Source organism: Burkholderiales bacterium, assembly GCA_013695435.1.
GTDB lineage: Bacteria > Pseudomonadota > Gammaproteobacteria > Burkholderiales > JACMKV01 > JACMKV01.
In genome coordinates this window covers 1-2,200 of sequence record JACDAM010000103.1, presented here as the reverse complement: position 1 = coordinate 2,200, position 2,200 = coordinate 1, and the positions used below count along the sequence as shown (strand labels likewise).

3 protein-coding genes are annotated in these 2,200 nt (G+C 59.7%); 1 reads left to right on the top strand and 2 read right to left on the bottom strand.

Features of this window, described 5'->3' with window-relative positions:
* The first annotated feature begins 88 nt into the window (after positions 1-88).
* Positions 89-340 carry a hypothetical protein gene (locus tag H0V78_05735; GenBank protein ID MBA2351290.1) on the top strand — a complete coding sequence of 84 codons (252 nt, stop codon included), beginning with the start codon at positions 89-91 and terminating at the stop codon, positions 338-340.
* 87 nt (positions 341-427) lie between these two features.
* Here H0V78_05735 and H0V78_05730 read toward each other — a convergent pair whose 3' ends face one another.
* Together H0V78_05730 and H0V78_05725 are read right to left on the bottom strand one after the other, a co-directional pair.
* Positions 428-1,261 carry a putative DNA-binding domain-containing protein gene (locus tag H0V78_05730; GenBank protein MBA2351289.1) on the bottom strand — a complete coding sequence of 278 codons (834 nt, stop codon included), beginning with the start codon at positions 1,259-1,261 and terminating at the stop codon, positions 428-430.
* A 33-nt stretch (positions 1,262-1,294) separates the two neighbouring features.
* On the bottom strand, positions 1,295-2,176 hold the full coding sequence (locus H0V78_05725) for a DUF692 domain-containing protein (protein MBA2351288.1): 882 nt from the start codon (positions 2,174-2,176) through the stop codon (positions 1,295-1,297).
* Between the last annotated feature and the right edge of the window lie 24 nt (positions 2,177-2,200).

Here is a 2,200-nt window from a genome sequence, read left to right as displayed (position 1 = left end):
CGCCCCGCGCGATGCAACTCGACCATCTGGCGCCGAAACTCCGGCGCGTACCTCGGTTGTGACTTCGCCATGTTGAACACCTCTCTGTGTGAGGATCGGGTGTCCACGAAAACGGGTCAAGTCCAGCGTGTTTTTCGCCGACGAGCAAACCGCGATCGCCGCTGGATACCGTCCCTGTGCGGTCTGCCTTCCTCAGAAGTACAAAGCCCATAAAGCGAAGGAAACGTTGAGGGAAACCGCGTGCTGCGAATGCGCGGCGAGTGGAGGTGAATCTAGGGGTTTGTTGCAAAAGCCGCAACATGTCATTGCGAGGAGCGTTTTTTTGCGGGAAGCATCTTAAGCTCCCGATACTACTGAAGGCGAGATTGCTTTCCCCGGATCGAGTCCGGGGTCGCGATGACGGTTTTTTGAGCTTTTCAACAAACCCCTAATACTTGAGCCCGCTGATCAGCTCTTCGGAAACCCATCCCTTCAACAATCCCGCGGCGTGCCGCGCCGCTTGCAGCTCGTCGATCCATTCGCACAGTCCGCTGCAGACTTCAGCGAAATTCGCGCCGCTTCGAATTGCGTCGAGCGCCCAGGCCTCGTCGACCGGAAGCGAGCGGAAGTAACTGTCGAGATCGCGCCGCCAGATCATCCAGGCGATCGGGAATTCGTTTTGCTGCGGCGCTTGCGCTTCTTCTTCGTTTGCGATCGCCTTCCAGAAAGCCGGAACGTTCCAGCGCAGGTCCAGGCGCTGCAATGATGGATGGCACGCGAACGTCATATCGGCCCAGGCTTCGCCCGGTACGCCAGCGATATCTTCAATGCCCAGCGCCGGCGCATCGTCGGCATCGAATGCCAGCGTGAGCGCCCATTCGAACGCCGCCATCTCGGCAAATGCCGGGTAATTGGCATAGGGCGAGGTCGTTCTCAGGAATTCGGGCAAGCGGGCGCCGAACCAACGCATGTTGTAGACCTTGGACGGATACGCGTCGACGTACCCAAGCGCCAGTTTTTCGAACGCATCGTCGCCGACCAGCGCACGCAGCGTGACGTAGTCGGTATCGAGCGCCTCGATCAGGCGCAGGCGGTAGGCTTCGGAATAAATGCCGAGGCGGGTTTTCGCGCTGGCTTTGGCCGTGGCGACAATCTCGGCTTCGATGCCGCTGTGGTCCGGCGCGCCGGCGGCCAGGACGTAGTTCTGGAAATCCTGCTGCAAGCGCGCGAGATCTTTCGAGGCCGGCGTTTTTGCCTCGCCGGGTTTGGGCGTGTCGATCAAAGAGGAGGGTGTGAAAACTGCGTAACGCGGATTCTAGGCGGCGAGTTCGGTTTCGACACCGGCGGCGATGCGCCGCGCGTGATCGAGCTCGGCCAGCAGTTCTTCGAGGGGCGGAATGTTGTCGTCGCGTTCGATGATCGCCGATACGTCGCCGAAGCGGCGCACGGCATGCGCATACAACTGCCACACCGGATCGATGACCGGTTCGTCGTGCGTGTCGATGATGTAATCGTCGCAATGACGATGGCCGGCGAGGTGGAACTGCTGCACGCGTTCGACCGGTATGCCTTCCAGATAGGCGCGCGGATCGAAGCCGTGATTGAAACTGCTGACGTAGATGTTGTTGATGTCGAGCAGAATCAGACAATCGGCGCGCTCGGCGATTTCGCGCAGGAAATCCCATTCGGCCATTGCCGATCGCTTGTAGCTGACGTAGCTGGACACGTTCTCGAGTGCGATGCGCCGTCCCAGATATTCCTGCACCTGGTTGACGTGCGAAACAACGTGGTCAACCGCCTCTTCGGTGTAGGGAAGCGGCATCAGGTCGTGCAGATTATTGCCGGCCACGCCGGTCCAGCATAAATGATCGGAAATCCAGTGCGGCTCGACGCGCCCGGCCAGCGTTTTCAACTGCTTCAGATAGTCGATGTTGACGGCATCGTGGCTTCCGATCGACAGCGAAACGCCGTGCATGACGACGGGATAATCGGCGCGAACGCGGTCGAGGTAATGAAGCGGCTTGCCGCCTGCGCAGAAATAATTTTCCGACAGGATTTCGAACCAGTCGACTGCGGGACGGGTTTCGAGAATCGTCTCGTAATGCGGCGTGCGCAAACCCAGCCCGAAGCCGAGATAGCGATGACGCGGAGAGTTGGGCTTGCGGAACGATGCGGCGGATGTCGGCGTGGCGGGCATATCGGTGTAGATCGCGGTGTAGAT